The sequence below is a fragment of the Citrobacter sp. Ca225 genome, assembly GCF_030337175.1.
GTDB classification, from domain to species: domain Bacteria; phylum Pseudomonadota; class Gammaproteobacteria; order Enterobacterales; family Enterobacteriaceae; genus Citrobacter_A; species Citrobacter_A amalonaticus.
This window is the reverse complement of sequence record NZ_JAOWCD010000099.1, coordinates 169,301-191,715: the sequence shown is the minus strand read 5'-3', so window position 1 is coordinate 191,715 and position 22,415 is coordinate 169,301. Positions and strand designations below refer to the sequence as shown.

Here is a 22,415-nt window from a genome sequence, read left to right as displayed (position 1 = left end):
GGGCAGCGGCAATGCTTACGCATAACCATAGCGAAAATAGTGCAGCAGTGTAAGGTTCTTGTGAACTCTAAGTTGCGATTTTGTCTTTGAGTGATGGGGATTTGAGCAAGATGCGATATCTTAAGCCCGATACGCAGGCGCTATCGGGCATTTTACACTGGCTGTGCCGCACCATCAGGAAGGAATAAAACGATATTCCGTCAGGCTGGCGTACTCCTCTCCGGGGCGAAGAACGCAGTCTGGCTGCGGCCATTCCGGATGGTTCGGGCTGTCTGGCAGGAATTCGCTCTCCAGCGCCAGGCCCTGATAATCATCGTAGGCGTTCGGTCCGCGTGAAGAGGTGCCACCGAGAAAATTACCGGAGTAAAACTGTAGCGCCGGGGCCGAGGTGTAGACCTCCATCTGTAACTTCCCGTCTTGCGAAGTGAGCAGGGCAACCGGTTTTTTACTGTCGCCTTTTGCCTGCAACAGGAAGGCGTGATCGTAGCCTTTCACTTTGCGCTGGTCGTCATCGGCAAGAAATTCGCTGGCGATCACCTTCGCGATGCGGAAATCAAATGAGGTTCCGGCGACCGGCTTCAGGCCGTCCCGCGGGATCCCGCCTTCATCCACCGGCAGATATTCATCCGCCAGAAGTTGCAGCTTATGGTTGCGCACGTCGGTTTGATCGCCATCGAGGTTGAAGTAAACGTGGTTAGTCAGATTGACCGGACACGGCTTATCCACCGTCGCGCGATAGGTAATCGAGATGCGGTTGTCATCGGTCAGACGATATTGCGCCGTGGCGCACAAATTGCCCGGAAAACCCTGATCGCCATCGTCGGAGGTGAGGGCGAACAGTACCTGACGTTCGTTCTGATTGACTATCTGCCAGCGGCGTTTATCAAATCCGTTTGGCCCGCCATGTAGCTGATTGACGCCCTGGCTTGGCAGCAGACTGACCGTCTCACCGCTAAACGTGTAACGGCTGTCGGCAATCCGGTTGGCGTAACGGCCAATCGAGGCACCCAGAAACGCCGACTGATCCTGATAATGCTCCGGACTGGCGCAGCCCAGTAACGCTTCACGCACGCTGCCGTCGGAAAGGGGAATACGGGCCGAGAGTAACGTAGCACCCCAGTCCATCAGCGTAACCACCATCCCTGCGTCATTGCGCAGGGTTAACAGGCGGTACGGCTGACCATCGGGTGCCAGTGCGGGTGTTTCATTCAGCACTGTCCTGCTCCTTGTGATGGTTTGCACACATAGAATGTTTCTTTGATACCGGTTTTAGCTTCGTACTGTGCAGCCACGGCTTGCTGGACGGCAGGGACCAGCGCTTCCGGGATCAGCGCCACAACACAACCGCCAAATCCACCGCCGGTCATGCGTACACCGCCTTTCTCCCCGATTGTGGCTTTGACAATGTCAACCAGCGTATCAATCTGCGGCACGGTGATTTCAAAATCATCACGCATCGAGGCGTGCGATTCCGCCATCAGTTGCCCCATGCGTTGCAGATCGCCTTTTTCCAGCGCGCTGGCGGCTTCAACAGTACGTGCATTCTCAGTTAACACGTGACGGACGCGTTTGGCAACCAGTGGGTCCAGTTCATTCGCCACGGCGTTAAAGGTATCGAGACTGACATCACGCAATGCCGGTTGCTGGAAGAAACGCGCGCCTGTTTCGCACTGCTGACGGCGAGTGTTGTACTCGCTACCGACCAGCGTGCGCTTAAAATTGCTGTTGATGATGACGATCGCTACGCCTTCTGGCATTGAGACCGCTTTGGTGCCCAGCGTGCGGCAGTCGATCAGCAGGGCATGATCTTTCTTGCCCAGCGCGGAGATGAGCTGATCCATAATCCCACAGTTACAGCCGACAAACTGGTTTTCCGCTTCCTGACCGTTGAGCGCAATCTGCGCGCCGTCCAGTGGCAGATGGTAAAGCTGCTGGAACACGGTACCGACGGCCACTTCCAGCGAAGCGGAAGAGCTCAGCCCCGCGCCCTGTGGGACATTACCGCTGATCACCAGGTCTACGCCACCAAAGCTGCTGTCGCGCTTGAGCAGGTGCTTCACCACGCCGCGTACGTAGTTTGCCCACTGCTGGCTGTCATGGGTGACGATAGGAGCATCAAGAGAAAACTCGTCAGTCTGATTATCGTAATCGGCCGCAATGACACGGATCTGGCGGTCGTTGCGGGCAGCGCAACTGATCACGGTTTGATAATCAATGGCGCAGGGCAACACAAAACCGTCGTTATAATCGGTGTGTTCGCCGATGAGATTGACGCGGCCTGGCGCCTGAATAGTGTGGGTTGCAGGGTAGCCGAATTTTTCAGCAAACAGAGATTGTGTTTTCTCTTTCAGACTCATTTTTATACTCCGGATTCGCGAAAATGGATGTCGCTGACCGCGCGCAGACGCTCTGCCGCTTGTTCTGCTGTGAGATCGCGCTGGGTTTCGGCCAGCATTTCGTAACCGACCATAAATTTGCGGACGGTCGCGGAGCGTAGCAGCGGCGGATAAAAGTGCGCGTGTAGCTGCCAGTGTTCGTTCTCTGCACCGTTAAACGGCGCGCCGTGCCAGCCCATTGAATAGGGGAAAGAGCACTGGAACAGGTTGTCGTAACGACTGGTCAGTTTTTTCAACGCCAGCGCAAGGTCTGCGCGCTGTTCGTCGGTCAAATCAGTAATGCGCAGCACATGCGCTTTCGGCAGTAATAGCGTTTCGAAGGGCCAGGCTGCCCAGTAAGGGACGACAGCCAGCCAGTGATCGGTTTCTACTACCGTACGGCTGCCGTCAGCCAGTTCACGCTGCACATAGTCAACCAGCATCGGCGACCCCTGCTCAGCAAAATAAGTTCTTTGCAGGCGATCTTCGCGTTCAGCTTCGTTTGGCAGGAAACTGTTGGCCCAAATCTGGCCGTGGGGGTGGGGATTCGAGCAGCCCATCGCCGTGCCTTTGTTTTCAAAGACCTGTACCCAGGGATAACGTTTCCCAAGATCAGCGGTTTGCTCTTGCCAGGTTTTCACTATTTCGGTCAGGGCAGGAATGCTAAGCTCCGGCAGGGTTTTACTGTGATCCGGTGAAAAACAAATAACGCGACTGGTGCCGCGTGCGCTCTGGCAGCGTATCAGCGGGTCGTGACTGTCCGGCGCGTCAGGCGTATCCGTCATCAGCGCGGCAAAGTCGTTAGTGAACACAAACGTCCCACTGTAATCCGGATTTTTATCACCGGTGACGCGGGTATTGCCCGCGCACAGGAAACAGTCCGGATCGTGTGCTGGCAGTACGTCATTAGAGGGCGTTTCTTGCGCCCCTTGCCAGGGGCGCTTAGCACGATGCGGCGACACCAGAATCCACTGTCCGGTGAGCGGATTAAAACGACGATGCGGATGATCGACGGGGTTGAATTGACTCATGATATTTCTTAATCCTCGTATCCCTGCGGATGACGCGACTGCCAGTGCCAGGTGTCCTGCGCCATCTCATCAAGCGTGCGCGTGACACGCCAGTCCAGTTCGTGGTCGGCTTTGCTGGCATCTGCCCAGTAGGCTGGCAGGTCACCATCGCGACGCGGAGCAAAATGATAATTCACCGGTTTTCCGCAGGCTTTGCTGAAGGCATTGACCACGTCCAGCACGCTGCTGCCGACGCCTGCGCCGAGGTTGTAAATATGGACGCCCTGTTTGCCCGCCAGTTTTTCCATCGCGGCAACGTGACCATCAGCCAGATCCATCACGTGGATGTAATCGCGGACACCGGTACCGTCTTCGGTCGGATAATCGTTGCCAAAAATGGCGAGGGAGTCGCGACGGCCCACTGCAACCTGGGCGATGTAAGGCATCAGGTTATTCGGGATGCCCTGCGGGTCTTCGCCCATGTCCCCTGATGGATGCGCGCCGACCGGGTTGAAATAGCGCAGCAGCGCGATGCTCCATTCCGGCTGGGCTTTTTGCAGATCGGTGAGGATTTGCTCAACCATCAGCTTACTTTTGCCATAAGGGCTTTGCGGCGTGCCGGTCGGGAAGCTTTCAACGTAAGGGATTTTCGGCTGGTCGCCGTAGACGGTGGCGGATGAGCTGAAAATGAAGTTTTTGACGCCGGCGGCGCGCATGGCACTAATCAGTCGCAGCGTTCCGTTGACATTGTTGTCATAGTATTCCAGCGGCTTTGCAACGGATTCGCCGACGGCCTTCAGTCCGGCAAAATGGATGACGGTGTCAATGGCGTGATCGTGCAGGATCTCCGTCATCAGCGCTTCGTTACGGATATCGCCTTCAACAAACGTTGGATGTTTGCCGCTCAGACGTTCAATAACAGGCAGTACGCTACGCTTACTGTTGCAGAGGTTATCAAGGATGATGACGTCATGACCGTTTTTCAGCAATTGTACACAAGTATGACTTCCTATGTAACCGCTACCACCGGTGACCAGAACTCTCATAATTCGCTCCGTTAAGCTTATGGTATGGAATTACCATAGCATAACAAAGATGCGAAAAGTGTGACATGGAATAAAATAGTGGAATCGTTTACACTCACGATTTCTCACGCTGAGTCATCAATTAATCGATTATAAATCATTAACTTTAAGAATGATTGCGCCTTTTATCCGAAAAAAAAGGGCGCTTTCGCGCCCACGGATGAAAACTAACGCAGCCGCGTTTGCTGATAGGTATAGGTCTCGCCTTCTGGCACAAATTCCAGACGATGGGTAATGCAGGCAGGCGCATCTTCAGCGTGATGGGAGACAAACAGCAGTTGCGTGTCGCCCTCGCTAATCAACACATCGACAAAGCGACGAATAAGCAGACGGTTCAGCGGATCCAGCCCCTGTAAGGGTTCGTCGAGGATCAGCAGGGTCGGATGCTTAACCAGCGCACGGGCGATCAGCGCCAGTCGCTGTTGTCCCCAGGAAAGACTGTGAAACGGCGCGTCAGCGGTACGTTTGTCGAGTCCCAGAATGTCCAGCCACTGCTGTGCGAGTTTTTGTTGACGATCCGACACGGCCTGATAAATCCCGATGGAATCGAAATAGCCCGACAGAATCACATTGCGCACCGTGGTGCTCACCCGGTAGTCGAGATGCAGACTGCTACTGACGTAGCCAATGTGCTTTTTGATATCCCAGATAGTTTCCCCACTGCCGCGACGACGACCAAACAGCGTCAGATCGTTGCTGTAACCCTGCGGATGGTCGCCGGTGATCAGGCTGAGCAGCGTCGATTTTCCTGCCCCGTTGGGGCCGACAATCTGCCAGTGTTCGCCGGGATCGACCTGCCAGCTCAGACGATCGAGAATAGGGCGATCGTTATACGACACGACGCCATCCCGGAGGATGATCCGCGGCGCATCGGTGGCCAGAGCAGGCTGGGCGGCGGGTTCGTCGGCTTCAGGTAATGCCACCCCTTCCAGTCGCTCGCTATGCGCAAGTTGAGCGATCAGCGCCTGCTGGAGTAAATCGGCTTTCGCGCCGGTTTCCGTTAAGGTGCAGTCGACCAGCACACCGGCATACTGAATAAATGCCGGGATTTCATCAAAGCGGTTCAACACCAGCACCAGCGTGATACCTGACTGATGGAGCGTTTCAAGCAGTCCTGCCAGTTGCTGGCGGGAGGCGACGTCGAGACCGTCAAACGGCTCGTCGAGAATCAACAGGTCCGGCTCAGCCATCAGCGCCTGGCAGAGCAACGTCTTACGCGTTTCGCCGGTAGAGAGATATTTAAAGCGGCGATCGAGCAGGTGAGTGATACCAAACTGCTGCGCCAGCGTCGCGCAGCGGGCCGGGTTGTTCACTTCGTCCTGAATGATTTCCGCCGTGGTGCGTCCGGTATCCTCTTCGCCAGGACTGAGCATATCGGTGTTATTACGCTGCCATTCATCGCTGACCAGTTTCTGCAGTTGCTCGAAGGAGAGGCGTGTTATCCGCGAGAATGCGCACAGGCGTTCACCTTTGAGCAGCGACAATTCGCCGGCCAGCGCGCGTGCCAGCGCTGATTTCCCGCTTCCGTTCGAACCGACAAACGCCCAACTCTCACCCGCGTTTAACGTCACGGAATCCAGGTGAAGCGTTTTTGTGTCGCTAAGACGAAACGTGCCTTGCGAAATTTGCAACGATGACATTTTGTATCCCATTTTATGCAGCAATGAATGACAGGGATACGTGTTCTGCGGAGGAATGTCAATGTGATTAGCACGACTGCGGATAAAAAAACAGCGCTTAAATATCGATGTCGATATCTGTGCCGTGCGGCGGTTGCGGCAACAGAACTATCGCTGTTTTGTGAACAACTGCAAAAAAGGGTGACGCGTTATCCAGTATTTTTTCGCAGCCAGTTGAGATGTCATGGCGATGAATAATGGAGTGTTTTATGGATGTTTTTATCTCGAAAAAAATGCGTAATTTCATCCTGTTGGCGCAAACCAATAATATCGCCAGAGCGGCTGAGAAAATACACATGACGGCATCGCCATTTGGTAAAAGCATTTCTGCGCTGGAAGATCAAATTGGCTATACGCTGTTTACCCGTAAAGACAACAGCATAAGCCTGAACAAGGCCGGGCAGGAGTTGTACCAGAAACTTTTTCCGATTTATCAGTCCTTGTCGGCAATCGATAATGAAATTCATCACGCTGCACGTGGTTCGCGCAACATAGTCATTGGCGTCGACAACACCTACCCAACGATTATTTTCGACCAGTTGATTAGCCTGGGCGATAAGTATGACGGCGTGACCGTAAAGTCCGTTGAGTTCAGCGAGAATGAAGTCATTGATGACCTGTTTAGCCGCCAGCTCGATTTTATCATTTCGCCACAGTATGTTTCGGCTCGCGTGCAGGAGCTGGACAATCTGACCATCAGTGAGTTGAAGCCTTTGCGTCTGGGGTTTCTTGTTTCCCGTCGCTACGAGGATAAACAGCCGCAGACGCTTTTGCGTGAACTGCCCTGGCTGCAAATGCGCTTTCAGAATCGGGCCAATTTTGAAGCGATACTGGAAGCGCATATGCGGCCATGCGGTATTAACCCAACGATCATCTATCGTCCCTACAGCTTTATGGCGAAGATAAGCGCGGTAGAGCGCGGGCAGTTTCTGACCGTGATCCCCTGGTTTGCCTGGCGTCTGGTGAATCCGGCAACGTTGAAGTATTTCGATGCGCCCGGCGGTACGATGTATATGCAGGAGTACCTTTACTCCCTGAAAAACCACCGCTATACCGCCACGATGCTTCAGCATATTGCGGAAGATCGTGGCGCAGAGATGGCTTAGCCGAGCATCGAACCGCGTTCAATCAGATTGCGGTGCAGATCGAACGCGTGGTTGAGATCGTGATGAATGTGCCCGCCAGGCGCACTGGCGAGATAGCGATGTAGATAGTCCTGATAGAGAGGATGCGCACAGTTGTCGATGATCGTGTGCGCCCGTTGTAGCGGTGAGAGTCCCCGCAGATCGGCGATCCCCTGTTCGGTGATGATCACCTTCACGCTGTGCTCGCTGTGATCAACGTGACTGCACATGGGGACGATAGTGGAAATCTTGCCGCCTTTGGCGATGGATGGCGCCATAAAGATAGACAGGTAGGCGTTGCGCTCAAAATCACCGCTGCCGCCAATGCCGTTCATTAGATTCACGCCAGCCACGTGCGTTGAGTTGGCATGGCCGTAGATATCAAACTCCAGCCCGACATTAAGGGCTATTACGCCAAGACGGCGAATAATTTCCGGATTATTCGAGATCTCCTGTGGGCGAAGCACAATACGGCTGGCGAAGAAGTCCATATTGTCATAAATCTTTCGCAAGGAATCGGCGGATACCGTCAGACTGGAGGCGCTGGCTCCGGTGATTTTTCCCGTTTCCAGTAGATGAACGACAGACTCCTGTAACACCTCCGAATACATCATAAAAGACGGAATATCCGGATTTTCACCCAGTCGCGCCATCACGGCATTATTGATATTACCCACCCCGCTTTGCAGCGGCAGAAACTCCGCGGGGATCCGCCCATGCGCCATTTCTTCCAGCAGAAACGTTACGACGTTATCGGCGATTTGCTGGCAGACAGGATTGGCGTTATCCAGCACGTTTCCGCCGTCGGGGAGTTTTGTATCGACCACCGCAATAATCTTGGTGGGATCAATCTGCACATACCGGGCGCCCACGCGATCCATCGCATGAAAAATGGGGACGCTGTTGCGACGCGGCGGTGCACCGGGAATGACGATATCAGCCAGTTCAGCGACGCGTGGGTTATGGTAGTGATTCAGCTCAATGATGACTTTCTTCGCCCGCAGTAGCCAGGTGGGCGCATTGCCGATCCCGCTGGTAAGCCAGACCCGTCCGTCAGGCGCGATCGCCGAGGCTTCAATCACCGCGACGTCAATATCACCAAAGAAACCATAATTTACCATCTGCGCCACTTCACTCAGATGCAGGTCTACAAATCGAACCTGACCCTGATTGATTTTTTGCCGAAGGCTGCCTGACGTCTGATAGGGCGCACGCCATGAAATGGCGTCAGCCTCAGACAGCGCATCATCGGCGGCAGCGCCAATAGACGCTCCCGTCAATAACCGAATCTGAAACGGTTGTTGTGCCTGATGCAGTTCGCTGGCGCGGCGGGCGATAGCCGCAGGGAGTGCTTTGGGCGAACCGGCGGGGGTAAAGCCGCTGAAAGCAACCATCGCATTGTGCTCAATGACCTGCGCGGCGTCGTCGGCGCTCATCCGTGTCCAGGGGTCTTTCATATCTTGTCCCTTCCTGGTATCAATGGCCCACAAAATTGGGTTTACGTTTATTCATAAACGCGTTCATCCCTTCCTGATAATCTTCGCTGTCGTAAACGGCGCGGCGCATCCCCTGAATACGTTCGAACTCATCGGAATTCATGGTGTGCGCTTCGCCAAGCACGCGTAGCTCTTCCTTGATCACGGCAATGGCCAGCGGCGCTTTTTCCGAGATATGGTGCGCCATCTGCAACGTGAAATCCTCCAGCTCTTCGGCGGCGACGACATGGTTGAGAATGCCGACCGCCATCGCGCGCTGTGCGGTGATAGGGGACGCGGTGAAGATCAGCTCTTTGACGATATGGAAACCCGCATCGCGGGTCAGGTTGTGGATCCCGACCAGATTGTATGGAACGCCAAGGTTGACCGGGGTCATGGAGAACGTGGAGGTACTGGCAGCGATGATCAGATCGGAGCTCATGATCATCTCAAACGCCCCTCCCCAGACGCTGCCTTCGACCATGGAGATCACCGGTTTGGGGTACTTCTGAATCATGCGGGTGATCTGGCGCAGCGGATCGTCATAAGAGAGCGGATCGCGACGTCCGGAGGGAAGTTCATGAATGTCATGACCGGCGGAGAAGACCTTCGCGCCGCTGGGCGCACGCAGGATAATACAGCGAATATCCGGGCGATTGAGATCGCTGAGCGCCAGCATGAGATCGTCAATAAAGACTTTGCTCAGGGCGTTCAGTTTGCGGGCATAGTTGAACTCAATGACCGCCACTTTACGGATGATAACAACATTAACGTATTGATAAGACATATTTTTCTCTTTATGCAAAGTAATGATTCTGAAGGTATTCGCTGATTCGCTGAAGGCCAGCGCGCGGCGAGAGACGGTTGTTTTTGACGGCCTGCTGCGTCAGGTGGTAGTAGCGGTCGAAGTCGTCACGGGAGAACAGCAATCGCAACGCCTCGGCTTCCGTCTGCTTTTTCAACCAGGCAATTTCCTGCAACTGGCGCACCTGTTGCAGCCGTCCGCTGGAGGTCATCTGTGTTCTGAAATCGCAGATGGTCTGCCAGACCTCGTCAATCCCGCGTTTTTCCAGCGCGCTACAGGTCAATACCTGCGGCTGCCACTCGGCATATTTATGCCGCACAATATGCAGTGCGCTTTCGTACATATGGCGGGCGATGGCGACACGGTTATGGTTTTCCCCGTCATCCTTGTTGATGACAATCACGTCCGCCATTTCCATGATCCCTTTTTTGATGCCCTGCAGGTCGTCGCCGCCGCCGGCTATCTGTAACGACACAAAGCAGTCCACGATCTGGGCAATTTCTGTTTCCGATTGTCCAACGCCGACGGTTTCGATAATCACAACGTCGAAGCCCGCCGCTTCGCACAACAGCCCCAGCTCTTGTGCATGCAGACAGGCTCCACCCAGATGCCCGCGGGAGGGGGCCGGACGGATGAAGGCGGCATCCGATCGCGCCAGTTCGGTCATCCGCGTTTTGTCGCCAAGGATGCTGCCACCGCTGATCGGACTGCTGGGGTCGACGGCAATCACCGCCACGCGCAGTCCGTCGCGGATCAGTCGCGTACCGAAAGCCTCCAGAAAGGTGCTTTTCCCGGCCCCCGGCGTACCTGTGATCCCCAGACGCAGCGCGTTGCCGGTGAAAGGCATTATGGCATCCAGCAGTTGTGTGCTCAGCGTCTGGTGACGAGGGTGCTGACTTTCAATCAGCGTCATGGCCTGGGCGAGCGTTGCCCGCTCGGCCTGGCGTAATCGCCGAACGGTGTCAGCCAGCGTGGATTCGCTAATCATGATGCTGACTTATCCGTTTCAGTACGTCGCGTACGCTTTCCAGCATTGGTGTGCCGGGTCCATAAATGGCCGCCACGCCGCGCTCCTCCAGGAAGGCGTAATCCTGGGGAGGGATCACGCCGCCGGCGACCACGCAGATATCGTCGCGTCCCCATTTTTTCAACGCGTCGACCAGTTCCGGGATGAGTGTTTTATGACCGGCCGCGAGCGATGAGGCGCCGACGACGTGTACATCGTTTTCTACCGCCAGGCGGGCGATCTCTTCCGGAGTGGAGAACATCGGGCTGAGATCGACATCGAAGCCGAGATCGGAATAGGCGCTGGCGATCACTTTTGCGCCGCGATCGTGACCATCCTGACCCATTTTGGCGATCAAAATGCGCGGACGACGACCGCGGTCTGCCAGGAACTGCTCTGTTTGCGCAACAATGGCGTCAAACTCGCAGGCCGATTGGTTGGACTGATGGTAGCTCTGCGCAATCACCCCTGTGACGCACTGGCTTGGCACCAGATAACGGTCAAATGCCGACTCCAGCGCGTCGGAGATCTCACCCAGCGTGGCGCGGACGCGTGCGGCGTTCACGGCGGCGGCCAACAGGTTTTCATGATGCAATGCGGCGTGAGTCAACGCCGCCAGCGCCGCGTGAACGGCGGCATCATCGCGGGTCGCGCGGATCCGCGTCAGAGAGGTGATCTGCTCGTTGCGCACCTTGACGTTGTCGATCTCCAGGACGGTCGTGTCGTCCTCTTTTTCCAGCTTGTATTTGTTGACGCCGACAATGACGCGTTTGCCCTGGTCGATCAGTGATTGCTCGCGGGCTGATGCTTCTTCAATCATCCGTTTCGGTAGCCCGGCTTCGATAGCCTTTGCCATCCCGCCCGCGTCGTCGATCTGCTGGATGATGGCCCGCGCCTGTTTAACAATGTGATCGGTCAACGACTCCACATAGTAAGAGCCAGCCAGCGGATCCACGGTGCGGCAGATTTCTGATTCCTCTTGCAGGATGATTTGCGTGTTACGCGCGATGCGGGCAGAAAAGTCGGTGGGTAGACCGAGTGCTTCGTCAAAGGCGTTGGTATGGAGTGACTGGGTGCCGCCAAGCGTGGCGCCGAGCGCTTCGATAGTGGTACGGATCACGTTGTTATAGGAATCCTGTTCGGTCAGGCTCCAGCCGGAAGTCTGGCAGTGGGTACGAAGGGCTAACGATTTCGGGTCTGCTGCGCCGAAGCCGCTCACCGCTTCGCTCCACAGATAACGCGCCGCGCGCAGCATGGCGACGTTCATGAACAGATCCATGCCGATGCCAAAGAAGAACGAAAGGCGGGGCGCAAAGTCATCAATGTTCAGCCCGGCTGAAAGGGCAGCTTTGATGTATTCAATACCATCCGCCAGGGTAAAAGCGACCTGTTGCACGCAGTTGGCGCCTGCTTCGCCCATATGGTAGCCGCTGATGCTGATGGTATTAAAGCGTGGCATGTTGCCCGAACACCAGGCGATGATGTCGGCGATAATGCGCATGGAGGGTTTCGGCGGGTAAATGTAAGTGTTACGGCACAGGTACTCTTTCAGAATATCGTTCTGAATGGTGCCGGTAAGCTGTTCCGGCGAAACGCCTTGCTCTTCCGCGGCCACGATATAAAAAGCCATTACTGGCAGCACCGCGCCGTTCATGGTCATTGATACCGACATCTTATCCAGCGGGATCTGGTCGAACAGTATCTTCATGTCTTCAACGGTATCGATAGCCACACCGGCCTTCCCGACATCGCCTGCGACGCGTGGATTATCGGAATCATAGCCGCGGTGGGTGGCGAGATCGAAGGCGACAGAAAGGCCTTTTTGCCCGGCGGCAAGGTTGCGACGATAGAAGGCGTTAGATTCTTTGGCGGTAGAGAAGCCAGCGTACTGACGAATGGTCCACGGTTGCGCGGTATACATGGTAGCGCGTGGGCCGCGAACGTAAGGCGGCAGGCCGGGAAGGGTGCCGGTAACCTCCAGTTTATCGAGGTCGGCTTCGGTGTACAGCGGCTTGATGGCAATGCCTTCCGCTGTCTGTGTGACCAGCGACTCGACGGTTTTATTCCGCCGGCTGAGCTCCTTGTTGGCGAGTGTCTGCCACTCTGATAAGTCTGACATATTTTGCTCCGTATTCCGCAATAAAAAGAGGGGATTGCGAGTACGATGAGCTTTTTACTGTCCTCTGTCGCCAGCAAAAAATAGCCAACGATACGTCGTTTTTTGCCGGGTGGAATTATTCATCCTGTAATGAATTTCAAAGAAAAATTTACGGCGGGTAACATCCCGCCGTAATCACCGTGGTGGCGATACTTAGCACAATGTTGCGATAATTACCCTGTCGGCATTGAAATACGCCGTCACGTTCGTGCCTTCCGTCAGCGTGGCGGCGGCGTCCAGCGGCACGGTGGCGCACAACGTCTGACCGTCCGGTAGCGCCATCAGTACTTCACACTGCTCTGTACCGCGTTCAATATGATTGATAATGCCCTGGAGCTGGTTATCCGCCGCCTGGGCGATGGCGTCGTCCTGGGTAATCCCCACCCACGGCGCTTTCAGCAGCACGAGAACCTCTTTGCCTTCATCAAGCCCTAAACGCTCGCCGCTCTGGGCGGTAATGGCCACTTTCAGTCGCGTTTCGCCATCGGCTAACAGCACGTCGACATGCTGCTGTACCTGATTGCGATCGCGGGCGGTAATGGTGCCAAACCACTGGTTGCGCGCACTGGTCTGCAGAGAAAAACGCGAGATGGCCGCCAGCAGGCTGTTGAGCGGCAGCGCGTCATCGTCGCTTAAAACATCGAAGGCTTTTTGCTGAATCTGTGCCAGCAGATCGTAGAGCTGGATCAGACGCTGACCGTAGCGGGTTAACACCGCACCGCCGCCGCCTTTACCGCCTGTCGCACGCTCGACCAGCGTTTGCTCGCTGAGAAGATTCATTTCATTAATGGCGTCCCAGGCGCTCTTATAGCTGATGCCTGCGTCTTTCGCGCCCTGACTAATGGAACCGGAAAGCGCAATGTGCTTGAGCAAAGAGATGCGTCGGGGATCGGCGAACAGTTTTTGCTGAAGTTTCAGGGTAAGAAGGATTTCGGCTTGCATAACAAGATCCTGGCAAAAAGGGTATTGTGACGGAAAACTGCAGAGACGCAAAGCCGACCGCACAAAAGGGGAGTGCTTTTCTCAGTGATGCGGTTAGAATACTACAAGGACTATATCAGGAGTTGACCATGTTAGAGTTATTGAAAAGTCTGGTATTCGCCGTAATCATGGTACCTGTGGTGATGGCCATCATCCTGGGTCTGATTTACGGTCTCGGTGAAGTGTTCAACATTTTCTCCGGTATCGGTCAGAAAAACCAGTCCAGACAGAATCATTGATTTCCCAAACGCCCGCTCAGTCGGGCGTTTTTGTTTTCTCATCTTTCAAACCGTATCTTTGTTGGTCGCGCCTCAATGCAGTGCGCACCCCATTGGGATTGTTTCTCAAGTTCTCCTTATTCCTGCCGATATTTTCTTTGCGTAACCTCTTAGTGGTATCAATAACTTCTGGGAAAATCGTTGCTTTATCGTTATATTCATAAATACATAACGATATGCAAAGGAGTTACAAATGGCTCGTACCTGGTTACGCCTGTTTGCTGGGGCAACCTTATCATTGTCGGTTGCTGGACAAACGCTGGCGGATGAAGGGAAAATCACCGTGTTTGCCGCAGCGTCATTGACTAATGCGATGCAGGATATCGCGGCAGAGTACAAAAAAGAGAAGAATGTCGACGTGGTCTCCTCTTTTGCGTCGTCTTCCACGCTGGCTCGCCAGATAGAAGCCGGTGCGCCAGCAGATCTGTTCATTTCTGCCGATCAGAAATGGATGGATTACGCGGTAGATAAGAAAGCGATTGATACCGCAACGCGTCAGACGCTGCTGGGCAACAGCCTTGTGGTGGTGGCGCCAAAAGCCAATGAGCAGAAAGCGTTTACGATTGACAATAATACCCGCTGGACGACGCTGCTGAACGGTGGACGTCTGGCGGTAGGCGACCCGGAACACGTTCCGGCGGGGATCTACGCGAAAGAAGCACTGCAGAAACTGGGGGCCTGGGAGACGCTGTCACCGAAACTGGCTCCGGCGGAAGATGTGCGCGGCGCGCTGGCGCTGGTCGAGCGTAACGAAGCGCCGTTGGGCATTGTTTACGGCTCTGATGCGGTTGCCAGTAAAGGCGTTAACGTCGTGGCCACCTTCCCGGAAGATTCGCACAAAAAAGTGGAGTACCCCATCGCGATTGTTGATGGACATAAAAACGCCACGGTCAGCGCGTTCTATGATTACCTGAAAGGACCGCAGGCTGCTGAAATCTTTAAACGTTACGGATTTACGACCAAGTAATGATATTGACCGATCCTGAATGGCAGGCCGTGCTTCTGAGCCTGAAAGTGTCTTCCCTGGCCGTGTTGTTTAGTTTGCCGTTTGGGATCTTCTTTGCCTGGCTGCTGGTGCGCTGCACTTTCCCAGGCAAAGCCCTGCTGGACAGCGTACTGCATCTGCCGCTGGTATTACCGCCGGTGGTGGTCGGTTATTTGCTGCTGATTTCGATGGGACGGCGCGGATTTATCGGCCAGTGGCTATACGACTGGTTCGGCATAACCTTTGCCTTCAGCTGGCGCGGCGCGGTACTGGCGGCGGCAGTGATGTCTTTTCCGCTGATGGTGCGGGCTATCCGACTTGCGCTGGAAGGGGTGGATCTTAAGCTTGAGCAGGCCGCCCGGACGCTGGGGGCGGGACGCTGGCGCGTCTTCTTCACCATTACCCTTCCGTTGACGCTGCCTGGCATTATCGTCGGGACGGTACTGGCATTTGCCCGTTCGCTCGGCGAGTTTGGCGCGACGATTACCTTCGTTTCCAATATTCCCGGCGAAACCCGCACCATTCCTTCGGCGATGTATACCCTGATTCAGACGCCGGGCGGTGAAAGCGCTGCGGCAAGGCTGTGTCTTATTTCCATCGTACTGGCGCTGATTTCGCTGTTAATTTCTGAATGGCTGGCGCGACTCAGCCGTGAGCGGACGGGGCGATAATTATGCTGGAACTCAATTTCTCTCAGACGCTGGGGACCCACTGCGTCTCGCTCAACGAAACGCTGCCCGCCAGCGGTATCACCGCGATATTTGGCGTCTCTGGTTCTGGAAAAACCTCGCTGATCAATGCCATCAGTGGCCTGACGCGACCGCAGAAAGGGCGCATTGTACTCAACGGACGGGTGCTGAATGACGCGGAAAACCACATCTGTCTGACCCCGGAAAAACGCCGGATAGGCTACGTTTTTCAGGATGCGCGCCTGTTTCCCCATTATAAAGTGCGCGGCAACCTGCGTTACGGCATGGCGAAAAGTATGGCCGGCCAGTTCGATAAGCTGGTGGCGCTATTGGGTATTGAGCCTCTGCTCGACAGACTGCCGGGCGGCCTCTCCGGCGGTGAAAAACAACGTGTGGCGATTGGCCGGGCGCTGTTGACCGCGCCGGAACTGCTACTCCTGGATGAACCGCTCGCCTCGCTGGATATTCCGCGTAAGCGTGAACTGTTGCCCTATCTGCAACGGCTGGCGCGGGAGATCAATATTCCCATGCTCTATGTCAGTCACTCGCTCGATGAAATTCTCCATCTGGCCGATAACGTAATGGTGCTGGAAGACGGTCAGGTGAAGGCGTTTGGCGCGCTGGAAGAGGTCTGGGGGAGCAGCGTGATGCATCCATGGCTGCCGAAAGAACAGCAGAGCAGCATCCTGAAAGTGAGCGTACTGGAGCATCATCCGCATTACGCGATGACGGCGCTGGCGCTGGGTGATCAGCATCTATGGGTCAATAAGCTCAATGAGCCGCTGCAGGCCTCGCTGCGCATTCGCATTCAGGCGTCGGATGTCTCGCTGGTGCTACAGCCGCCGCAGCAGACCAGCATTCGTAATATCCTGCGCGCGAAGGTGATCCACTGCTACGACGATAACGGGCAAGTGGAAGTACAGCTTGAGGTGGGAGGTAAAACGTTGTGGGCGCGCATTAGCCCATGGGCCAGGGATGAACTGGGGATCAAAGCTGGCCTCTGGCTGTATGCGCAGATTAAGAGTGTATCGATAACCGCCTGATTACAGCAGCTGGCTATAGATGAACTTCGCGATGCTGTCGGTGGTGTTATCGCCGATGACGACGTTGGCGCGTGCTTTGATTGCGTCGTCAGCATTGCCCATCGCCACGCCGGTACCAGCCGCTTCCAGCATACTGATGTCGTTGTAGTTATCCCCGAAGGCAATTACGTTTTCCATCGACCCACCCTGAGATTCAACCCACTGGGTCAGGCGTTTGCCTTTGCTGTTACCCTGACGAGCGATATCGACCTGATCGTGCCAGGACCATTCGCACTCAAGGCCCAACAGCTCTTCGACATGCTTGCCAAATTGCTGCAGCTTAGGAATATCGTCGTCTGTCAGAGCGAACTTCCACACCGCGTTGACATCGTGCGCCGCCTGCGCCAGTGAAGGCACCTGGGTGAAGATCGGGCGCTGTTCCGGCGGCAACGTCTGCGCCCAGTTTGAGGTGCGAATGACATGGCCGGTCGGGTGCTCATACAGCATGGCGTCATCGACATACATCAGGCCGTGAATCTGATGCGCTTCCAGCAGCGTAATAAGCTGTAGCGCCTGGTTAACCGGCAAGGGATCGGCTGCGAGAACATTTTTTGCGTGATAATCATACAAATAGGTGCCATTACAGCAAATTGCAGGTGTATCCAGTGCCAGTGCCTGATAAAAAGGATGAATTGCGACGTGATGACGCCCGGTGACGATGATAAGTTGGTAGCCTGCCTCCCTGGCGCGCGACAGTGCTTCGACAGACGAGGGGAGCAGGGTTTTTTGCGGGGTTAGCAAGGTTCCATCTAAATCAAGGGCAATCACGCGAGCGGTCATATCGTCATCCCGATTAACATTGAAGTTTTGTCTGCCTGAATGGTACACCGGGACGGGGAGCAGGCAAAATTTTGTGCGTATATTCAGCATTCACCGTTAAAAGCGACTACGTTAAGCTGTATTCCATTTTTGCAGCCAGTTGCCTAAAGCAGAGGAGCATTCATGAAGCAAACCGTTTATACCGCCAGCCCTGAAAGCCAACAGATCCATGTCTGGAGCCTGAATCATGATGGCGCATTGAAGCTGGTACAGGTGGTTGATGTGCCCGGGCAGGTTCAGCCGATGGTGGTCAGCCCGGATAAACGTTATCTCTACGTGGGCGTGCGTCCTGAATTCCGCGTACTGGCTTACCGGATTGCGCCGGATGATGGTGCGCTGACGTTTGCCGCAGAATCCGCGCTGCCGGGTAGCCCGACACACATTTCAACCGATCATCATGGCCGTTTTGTTTTTGTTGGCTCCTATAACGCGGGTAACGTCAGCGTCACCCGTATGGAAGACGGCCTGCCGGTTGGGGTGGTGGATGTGGTGGAGGGAATGGATGGCTGTCACTCCGCCAATATCTCCCCGGACAACCGCACCCTGTGGGTGCCTGCGCTGAAGCAGGATCGTATCTGCCTGTTTACCCTCAGCGATGACGGTAAGCTGGTGGCACAAGAGCCTGCGGAAGTGACCACCGTTGAAGGGGCCGGTCCGCGCCATATGGCGTTCCACCCGAATCAGCAATATGCCTACTGCGTCAACGAGCTCAACAGCTCTGTGGACGTCTGGGAACTGAAAGATCCGCACGGTGATATCGAATGCGTGCAAACGCTGGACATGATGCCAGCTGATTTCTCCGACACCCGCTGGGCGGCGGACATTCACATTACGCCGGATGGTCGTCATCTGTATGCCTGTGACCGTACCGCCAGCCTGATTACCGTGTTCAGCGTTTCAGAAGATGGCAGCGTGTTAACCAAAGAAGGCTTCCAGCCAACCGAAACGCAGCCGCGTGGTTTCAACGTTGACCATAGCGGGAAATACCTGATTGCTGCCGGACAGAAGTCACACCATATCGCGGTGTACGAGATTGCCGGTGAGCAGGGGCTGTTAACGGAGAAGGGACGTTATGCGGTAGGCCAGGGCCCGATGTGGGTGGTGGTTAACGCGTATTAATAGGGGCGCTTATTAGCCAACCGATAAATAAAAACCGGCATCCTGTGATGCCGGTTTTTTTATGCTTACTGCTTCGGCGCAGCCACGACTTTGCTGCCCACACCGCGGTTATTGTATTCCCACATGCGGTTAAAGTTGGTGTCGTTCAGGTTACGCTGGGTTTCGCCTTTATCATCCTTCGCCCCGGTATTGCCCGCGAATGGACGTTTAGAGATCACGGCGTCAGCCCACGGCTGTGCCATGTTAAAGCCCTCGTTAATCACGCTATCACGGATCACGACCTGACCGTTGGTGTTGCCGTCGACATCCAGTGCGCGACCCAACTGCGCCACGCCGTCACCGGCGGCGGTAAAGCGGCTGTTGGTGGCGAGGAAACCGTAATAAATGTTCGCAAGCGTTGCAGGCGCGAAGACGTACGCTTCCTGTTGAGTACGCGAGTTCACTACGCGGAAGTCGGTGTTATCGAACACCACCGCGCCGCGACCGGAAACGATATCCACATCACCTTCGATATAGCTGTTGGTCACCAGGGTACGCGGTTGGCGATTATTTTCCAGACGGTTCTGCACGCCGCTGTTGGTCACAAAGAAGGTGTTCTGGCGGCCCAGAATGTTCACATTATTGATTTGAACTTTGTCACCGTCGGTGCGCAGCGCAACGGCCGGGTGGTTACCCGCATCCACGCTATCGCCAAGATTGTTTTCAACGGTCAGATTCTGTAACTGCAGGCCATTATTCTGTGACCACAATACCGCTGAACACATCACGCCGATAGTCGCGCCGCGTTTGCTCTGGCAGTTGTCAAACATGTACCAGGCCGGTTTACCAGGCATATATTTCCCGCCCGGATTCACTGTATGACGCCAGTCAGCGGTGCTCATTTCACCGTCAATTGCCGCGCCAATTTTCACGTCCAGCGGTTTCTCACCCGTTCCGTACAGCGTCAGGCTGCCTGGTGCCGCAGGGATATAGACAGTCCCCTGATACTCACCTGGCATAATCGCAATGTACTGACGTTTGTTGGTGCGCGTGGTGATTGCCGCATCCACCGCCGCCTGAATGGTGGTGTGGGTAACGCCTTGCGTACCGGCCGGGCCGACCACAAAGTCAGGCTGTGCAGGCAGAGAAATTGAAGATGGCGTCCACGGCGCGGTGTTCGGCGTCAGGGAAGAAAAATAGTTTTTAGCGACAAAATTCTGCGCTTCATTCGCCGATAAAATCGGGCGCGAGGAGGTTCCTGGCGCGGTTTGATCGGAAGGAATTTGATCCGGCGGGGTAGAGCTACAGGCAGTCAGCGTCACGCCAAAAGCCAGTGCCAGCGCCAGACGGGAAACTGATGATGTGTTCACGAGTTGCTCCGGGCTATAAAAGTATCCATTGAAGCCTGCTTTTTTATACTAAGTTGAGCAAAACAGAAAGGTGAAAAGCTAAAAAGTTGTTTTTTAAACCCCTCCTCGCGGATTCGGGTACCGTCAAAGTCACAATTAAATAACATATTTGCCTGGGATGATTGACTTCCCGCGTGCGATCTCAAATAAATGTCTATACAACCTAAGACAAGCTGGAGAAAGCATGGAACCCCTGTTACCTGATGATACGCTCTGGCGAAACCTGCGCCTGGCGACGCTCGATCCGGCGCAGACGGCACCGTATGGCATGCTGGACCATCATGCGCTGATTATCCGTAAGGGAAGGGTGCTGGCGATTGTGCCAGAGGCTTCACTCCCGACTGCGCATGCCAATACGCATGACCTGCAAGGACGTCTGGTGACGCCTGGGTTGATTGATTGTCACACTCATCTGGTGTTTGGCGGCAATCGCGCCAGCGAGTGGGAGCAACGGTTGAACGGCGTTTCTTATCAGCAGATTAGTGCGCAGGGCGGCGGGATTAACGCCACCGTGACGGCGACGCGTGCCGCGACGGAGGAGGCGCTTTTTGCCTCTGCACAGGTGCGGATCGCGCGCCTGATGCGCGAGGGCGTGACGCTACTGGAAGTGAAATCCGGCTATGGCCTGAATGCGACAGCCGAAGAAAAGATGCTGCGCGTCGCGGCCCGCCTGGCCGAAGAGAATCTTATCGAAATCAGCCCCACGCTGCTGGCGGCCCATGCCGTGCCGGTTGAGTATCGTGACAATCCTGACGGCTATATCACCCACGTCTGCGAAACGATACTGCCGCAGCTATGGGAAAAGGGGCTGTTTGAAGCGGTCGATCTGTTCTGTGAGAGCGTGGGCTTTACCCTGGCGCAAAGCGAGCGGGTATTGCGCGCGGCGCAGGCGGCGGGCATTCCGGTCAAAGGGCATGTCGAGCAGTTGTCTCTGCTGGGTGGAGCGCAACTGGTCAGTCGCTATCATGGGCTTTCTGCGGATCACATTGAATATCTTGATGAAGCGGGCGTGGCCGCGATGCGTCATAGCGGCACCGTTGGCGTTCTGCTGCCGGGGGCGTTCTATTTCCTTAAAGAGACGCAGCATCCGCCCGTTGAGTTGCTGCGCCGTTACCAGGTACCGATGGCGGTGGCGACCGATTTCAACCCCGGCACCAGTCCCTTTATCAGCTTGCATCTGGCGATGAACATGGCCTGCGTTCAGTTCGGACTGACGCCGGAAGAGGCATGGGCGGGCGTCACCCGTCATGCCGCTCAGGCGCTGGGCCGCCAGGCGACGCACGGACAGCTAAAGGCGGGTTACGTTGCCGATTTTAACGTCTGGGATGCGCAAAACCCGGTGGAGATCCTCTATGAGCCTGGGCGCAACCCGCTGTATCTACGCATATTTCGAGGACAAATCACATGACGCAATGGGAAGCGGCTGCCCCTGACCTGTGGCGGGGGCGAGATGACAGCGGCGAAGCCGCAAACGCGCTGCGCCTGTTTCAGACGATCGATCGCAGCCTGACGTTTTCGCCAGAGCGATACCGCGACAGGATCGCGCTGCTCGGCTTTGCCTGCGATGAGGGGGTCAAGCGTAATCATGGGCGTCCTGGTGCCGCCGGTGCGCCGGACGCGCTGCGTTCAGCACTGGCTAACCTGGCGAGTCACGCGGGACACGAGCGACTGGTGGATATGGGGAATCTGCTGGCCCCGACAGCGGATCTGGAAGGGGCGCAGCAAGCACTACGTGATGCGGTCTGTCAATGTCAGCAGGCGGGGATGCGCACCTTCGTTCTTGGCGGCGGGCACGAAACGGCATTCGGTCATGGGGCGGGCGTTTTCGATGCATTCCCTTGCGAGCGGGTAGGGATCATTAATCTCGACGCGCATCTGGATCTGCGTAACGCCGGGCGGGCAACCTCAGGCACGCCGTTTCGTCAACTGGCGCAGCTTTGCGACCAGCAGCAGCGTGAGTTCCGCTATGCGTGCATCGGCGTTAGCCGGGCGGCAAACACCCAGGCGCTGTGGGATGAGGCGCACAAGCGCAACGTGCTGGTGGTGGAAGATTTGCAGAGTAATGACGCCCACGCTCAACTGGCGGCGTTTATCAGCGAGGTGGATAAACTCTATCTGACTGTCGATCTCGACGTCCTGCCCGTTGGAGAGATGCCAGCCGTATCGGCGCCTGCGGCGCTGGGCGTACCGTTGGCGACCCTGCTGAAATTGATTGAACCTGTTTGCCGCAGCGGTAAGCTCCAGGCGGTGGATGTGGTTGAATTTAATCCGCGCTTTGATAATGATGGCAGGTCGGCACGCGTGGCGGCGCGGCTTGGCTGGCAAATCGCCCACTGGTGGCAGTAATCGATTGATAA

The 22,415-nt window shown here is 55.6% G+C and carries 20 protein-coding genes; 8 read left to right on the top strand and 12 right to left on the bottom strand.

Annotated features, from left to right (window positions below; all coding sequences use genetic code 11):
- Positions 1-174: 174 nt before the first annotated feature.
- The 5 genes from galM to modF all read right to left on the bottom strand — a co-directional run bounded on the left by galM (position 175) and on the right by modF (position 6,110).
- Positions 175-1,215 (bottom strand): galactose-1-epimerase, encoded by a 1,041-nt coding sequence (galM, locus tag OGW13_RS19640; protein WP_109740022.1) that lies wholly within the window; start codon positions 1,213-1,215, stop codon positions 175-177.
- Positions 1,209-2,357, bottom strand: coding sequence for a galactokinase (galK, locus tag OGW13_RS19635; protein ID WP_109740023.1), 1,149 nt, complete (start codon positions 2,355-2,357; stop codon positions 1,209-1,211). Before galK ends, galM begins: the two co-directional genes overlap by 7 nt.
- A 2-nt stretch (positions 2,358-2,359) precedes the next feature.
- The gene (gene galT, locus OGW13_RS19630; protein ID WP_043001329.1) at positions 2,360-3,406 is read right to left on the bottom strand and encodes a galactose-1-phosphate uridylyltransferase; all 1,047 of its coding nucleotides are present in this window, start codon (positions 3,404-3,406) and stop codon (positions 2,360-2,362) included.
- Between the two features lie 8 nt (positions 3,407-3,414).
- Positions 3,415-4,431 (bottom strand): UDP-glucose 4-epimerase GalE, encoded by a 1,017-nt coding sequence (galE, locus tag OGW13_RS19625; RefSeq protein ID WP_044256513.1) that lies wholly within the window; start codon positions 4,429-4,431, stop codon positions 3,415-3,417.
- A gap of 206 nt (positions 4,432-4,637) precedes the next feature.
- Complete coding sequence (gene modF, locus OGW13_RS19620; RefSeq protein ID WP_044256511.1) at positions 4,638-6,110, bottom strand: molybdate ABC transporter ATP-binding protein ModF; 1,473 nt, start codon at positions 6,108-6,110, stop codon at positions 4,638-4,640.
- A gap of 248 nt (positions 6,111-6,358) precedes the next feature.
- Between modF and srsR the strand changes: the two genes are divergently transcribed.
- Positions 6,359-7,255, top strand: coding sequence for a LysR family transcriptional regulator SrsR (srsR, locus tag OGW13_RS19615; RefSeq protein WP_044256509.1), 897 nt, complete (start codon positions 6,359-6,361; stop codon positions 7,253-7,255).
- Here srsR and scpC read toward each other — a convergent pair.
- The 5 genes from scpC to modE form a co-directional block, all read right to left on the bottom strand.
- Positions 7,252-8,730 carry a succinyl-CoA:acetate CoA-transferase ScpC gene (gene scpC / locus OGW13_RS19610; protein WP_287116403.1) on the bottom strand — a complete coding sequence of 493 codons (1,479 nt, stop codon included), beginning with the start codon at positions 8,728-8,730 and terminating at the stop codon, positions 7,252-7,254. The genes srsR and scpC overlap by 4 nt on opposite strands.
- A 19-nt stretch (positions 8,731-8,749) precedes the next feature.
- The gene (scpB, locus tag OGW13_RS19605) at positions 8,750-9,535 is read right to left on the bottom strand and encodes a methylmalonyl-CoA decarboxylase (RefSeq protein ID WP_044256718.1); all 786 of its coding nucleotides are present in this window, start codon (positions 9,533-9,535) and stop codon (positions 8,750-8,752) included.
- Between the two features lie 10 nt (positions 9,536-9,545).
- Positions 9,546-10,541, bottom strand: coding sequence for a methylmalonyl Co-A mutase-associated GTPase MeaB (meaB, locus tag OGW13_RS19600; RefSeq protein ID WP_287116402.1), 996 nt, complete (start codon positions 10,539-10,541; stop codon positions 9,546-9,548).
- Complete coding sequence (gene scpA, locus OGW13_RS19595; protein WP_287116401.1) at positions 10,534-12,678, bottom strand: methylmalonyl-CoA mutase; 2,145 nt, start codon at positions 12,676-12,678, stop codon at positions 10,534-10,536. Before scpA ends, meaB begins: the two co-directional genes overlap by 8 nt.
- 192 nt (positions 12,679-12,870) lie before the next feature.
- Positions 12,871-13,659, bottom strand: coding sequence for a molybdenum-dependent transcriptional regulator (gene modE / locus OGW13_RS19590; RefSeq protein ID WP_044256486.1), 789 nt, complete (start codon positions 13,657-13,659; stop codon positions 12,871-12,873).
- Positions 13,660-13,787: 128 nt separating this feature from the next.
- Between modE and OGW13_RS19585 the strand changes: the two genes are divergently transcribed.
- The 4 genes from OGW13_RS19585 to modC all read left to right on the top strand — a co-directional run bounded on the left by OGW13_RS19585 (position 13,788) and on the right by modC (position 16,693).
- Positions 13,788-13,937 (top strand): AcrZ family multidrug efflux pump-associated protein, encoded by a 150-nt coding sequence (locus tag OGW13_RS19585; protein ID WP_043001322.1) that lies wholly within the window; start codon positions 13,788-13,790, stop codon positions 13,935-13,937.
- A 232-nt stretch (positions 13,938-14,169) separates the two neighbouring features.
- The gene (gene modA, locus OGW13_RS19580; RefSeq protein WP_200016214.1) at positions 14,170-14,943 is read left to right on the top strand and encodes a molybdate ABC transporter substrate-binding protein; all 774 of its coding nucleotides are present in this window, start codon (positions 14,170-14,172) and stop codon (positions 14,941-14,943) included.
- Positions 14,943-15,632, top strand: a complete 690-nt coding sequence (gene modB / locus OGW13_RS19575; RefSeq protein ID WP_044328845.1) for a molybdate ABC transporter permease subunit — start codon at positions 14,943-14,945, stop codon at positions 15,630-15,632. Before modA ends, modB begins: the two co-directional genes overlap by 1 nt.
- A 2-nt stretch (positions 15,633-15,634) precedes the next feature.
- Positions 15,635-16,693, top strand: coding sequence for a molybdenum ABC transporter ATP-binding protein ModC (gene modC, locus OGW13_RS19570; RefSeq protein ID WP_104446162.1), 1,059 nt, complete (start codon positions 15,635-15,637; stop codon positions 16,691-16,693).
- Here the strand turns inward: modC and OGW13_RS19565 are convergent, their stop codons facing one another.
- Entirely contained in the window at positions 16,694-17,512 is an 819-nt protein-coding gene (locus tag OGW13_RS19565; RefSeq protein ID WP_043001318.1) for a pyridoxal phosphatase, read from the bottom strand.
- Positions 17,513-17,674: 162 nt separating this feature from the next.
- On the opposite strand from OGW13_RS19565, the gene pgl reads away from it, so the two are divergent.
- Positions 17,675-18,670: a 6-phosphogluconolactonase gene (pgl, locus tag OGW13_RS19560; protein ID WP_104446163.1), complete on the top strand. Its 996-nt coding sequence runs from the start codon at positions 17,675-17,677 to the stop codon at positions 18,668-18,670.
- 65 nt (positions 18,671-18,735) lie between these two features.
- Here the strand turns inward: pgl and OGW13_RS19555 are convergent, their stop codons facing one another.
- Positions 18,736-20,019: a putative acyl-CoA thioester hydrolase gene (locus OGW13_RS19555; RefSeq protein WP_043001316.1), complete on the bottom strand. Its 1,284-nt coding sequence runs from the start codon at positions 20,017-20,019 to the stop codon at positions 18,736-18,738.
- Positions 20,020-20,242: 223 nt separating this feature from the next.
- On the opposite strand from OGW13_RS19555, the gene hutI reads away from it, so the two are divergent.
- Positions 20,243-21,466, top strand: a complete 1,224-nt coding sequence (gene hutI, locus OGW13_RS19550) for an imidazolonepropionase (RefSeq protein WP_287116400.1) — start codon at positions 20,243-20,245, stop codon at positions 21,464-21,466.
- On the top strand, positions 21,463-22,404 hold the full coding sequence (hutG, locus tag OGW13_RS19545) for a formimidoylglutamase (RefSeq protein WP_287116399.1): 942 nt from the start codon (positions 21,463-21,465) through the stop codon (positions 22,402-22,404). The genes hutI and hutG overlap by 4 nt, the downstream gene beginning before the upstream one ends.
- Positions 22,405-22,415 lie beyond the last annotated feature (11 nt).

What these genes read in the sequence shown, in the direction of transcription:
- galK (WP_109740023.1), bottom strand. Translation starts at nt 2,357, where the DNA reads ATGAGTCTGAAAGAGAAAACACAATCTCTGTTTGCTGAAAAATTCGGC.
- galT (WP_043001329.1), bottom strand. Translation starts at nt 3,406, where the DNA reads ATGAGTCAATTCAACCCCGTCGATCATCCGCATCGTCGTTTTAATCCG.
- galE (WP_044256513.1), bottom strand. Translation starts at nt 4,431, where the DNA reads ATGAGAGTTCTGGTCACCGGTGGTAGCGGTTACATAGGAAGTCATACT.
- modF (WP_044256511.1), bottom strand. Translation starts at nt 6,110, where the DNA reads ATGTCATCGTTGCAAATTTCGCAAGGCACGTTTCGTCTTAGCGACACA.
- srsR (WP_044256509.1), top strand. Translation starts at nt 6,359, where the DNA reads ATGGATGTTTTTATCTCGAAAAAAATGCGTAATTTCATCCTGTTGGCG.
- scpC (WP_287116403.1), bottom strand. Translation starts at nt 8,730, where the DNA reads ATGAAAGACCCCTGGACACGGATGAGCGCCGACGACGCCGCGCAGGTC.
- scpB (WP_044256718.1), bottom strand. Translation starts at nt 9,535, where the DNA reads ATGTCTTATCAATACGTTAATGTTGTTATCATCCGTAAAGTGGCGGTC.
- meaB (WP_287116402.1), bottom strand. Translation starts at nt 10,541, where the DNA reads ATGATTAGCGAATCCACGCTGGCTGACACCGTTCGGCGATTACGCCAG.
- scpA (WP_287116401.1), bottom strand. Translation starts at nt 12,678, where the DNA reads ATGTCAGACTTATCAGAGTGGCAGACACTCGCCAACAAGGAGCTCAGC.
- modE (WP_044256486.1), bottom strand. Translation starts at nt 13,659, where the DNA reads ATGCAAGCCGAAATCCTTCTTACCCTGAAACTTCAGCAAAAACTGTTC.
- OGW13_RS19585 (WP_043001322.1), top strand. Translation starts at nt 13,788, where the DNA reads ATGTTAGAGTTATTGAAAAGTCTGGTATTCGCCGTAATCATGGTACCT.
- modA (WP_200016214.1), top strand. Translation starts at nt 14,170, where the DNA reads ATGGCTCGTACCTGGTTACGCCTGTTTGCTGGGGCAACCTTATCATTG.
- modB (WP_044328845.1), top strand. Translation starts at nt 14,943, where the DNA reads ATGATATTGACCGATCCTGAATGGCAGGCCGTGCTTCTGAGCCTGAAA.
- modC (WP_104446162.1), top strand. Translation starts at nt 15,635, where the DNA reads ATGCTGGAACTCAATTTCTCTCAGACGCTGGGGACCCACTGCGTCTCG.
- OGW13_RS19565 (WP_043001318.1), bottom strand. Translation starts at nt 17,512, where the DNA reads ATGACCGCTCGCGTGATTGCCCTTGATTTAGATGGAACCTTGCTAACC.
- pgl (WP_104446163.1), top strand. Translation starts at nt 17,675, where the DNA reads ATGAAGCAAACCGTTTATACCGCCAGCCCTGAAAGCCAACAGATCCAT.
- hutI (WP_287116400.1), top strand. Translation starts at nt 20,243, where the DNA reads ATGGAACCCCTGTTACCTGATGATACGCTCTGGCGAAACCTGCGCCTG.
- hutG (WP_287116399.1), top strand. Translation starts at nt 21,463, where the DNA reads ATGACGCAATGGGAAGCGGCTGCCCCTGACCTGTGGCGGGGGCGAGAT.